Source organism: Promicromonospora sp. NPDC050249 (genome assembly GCF_040656015.1).
Taxonomy (GTDB): Bacteria; Actinomycetota; Actinomycetes; order Actinomycetales; family Cellulomonadaceae; genus Promicromonospora.
On the sequence record NZ_JBFAKY010000084.1, the window covers coordinates 1 to 1236 of the forward strand.

Below are 1236 nucleotides of genomic sequence, written 5' to 3' on the forward strand. Positions count from 1 at the left end.
GGGCGGTTGCTCTGAGATCGGTCGTTTGATTGACCGATCTCAGAGCAACCGACCGAAGTCATATCGGCCGCCGTGCAACGGACCGAAGTCGCTAGCCACGCCGCGCCACCTCACATCACCTGCGCCGAGCCGAGCCGAGCCGAGCCGAGCCGAGCCGAGGAATTGTTGCCCCGCGTGCAGCCCCACGGGACGGTGGCCCAACGGTCCGAGCACGACCACCGCCTTGTGGATTCGCGGCCTGTGCACAGCACTCTCGTTGCCGGTCATCCGAGCCGCCAGAGATGGCGCAACGTCGTTCCATGGTCGAAGTGGAGATACCGACGGTTGCCCTCGCACTCGAGCACAACCGCAACAAGCTGGCCGCCGCGGCTCGCGCCGGTGAAGTCCTCAGGGTCCGACGCGGTGCGTACTGCACCCCGGACGAGATCCGCGTCGATGGCCCTTCGGGAGCCGCGCGGGAAGCGCGCAACAAGGCTCTCGCTCGTGCCCGTGCGCTGCACTCCCAGCTCAGAGCCAAGCACGTGTTCAGCCACAAGACGGCAGCACTGCTCCTGGGCTGCTTCGTCTGGACGACACCACGAGAGACACACGTCTACCAGCGCTACCGTGCCTCCGGTCACGCCGCCGCCGACGTCCGGCGCTACTCGTGGACCCTTGCGCCCGATGACGTCGACGAGGCAGCAGGCCTGCCGGTGACGTCAATCGTACGCACGGTCGTCGACTGCGCGCGGACACTGCACCCGCTCGAAGCGCTCGTCATCGCCGACTCGGCCCTCGCCCTGGGCGCCGACCGAGCAGAGCTGCTCGCGACGCTTGACGCCCAGACCGGCCGGCGCGGAATCCAGCAGGCCCGGCTGGTGATCGAGCTGGCCGACGCCGGCCCTCAGTCCGCCTGGGAGACCTGGGTCCGCTATCAGCTGCTCCGTGCCGGACTGCCTCGGCCGACCACCCAGATGCCTGTGCAGACCGACGCCGGGCTCTTCCACACCGACCTGGGCTACGAACAGTGGGCGCTGGGCATCGAGTTCGACGGCAAGGTCAAGTATCGGCCCGATGGTGTTCGCCCCGGCCACGACCCCGCACAGGAGTATCTGGCCGAGAAGGCTCGCGCTGACGCCGTCCGGCGAGCCGGCGTCACTCTTGAGAACGTCAGCGCGTCCGACAAGCAGGATGTCCGGGCGATGCTCGACCGGATCACCGCGCACATCCCACCGGACGTGCTGCGGACGGCCCGGA

At 68.5% G+C, this 1236-nt stretch carries 1 protein-coding gene; it reads left to right on the plus strand.

Annotation, left to right across the window (positions count from 1 at the left end; genetic code table 11):
* Window positions 1–299: 299 nt before the first annotated feature.
* On the plus strand, window positions 300–1236 hold a 937-nt coding region (locus AB0I32_RS27185; protein WP_357511835.1), incomplete at its 3' end, for a hypothetical protein.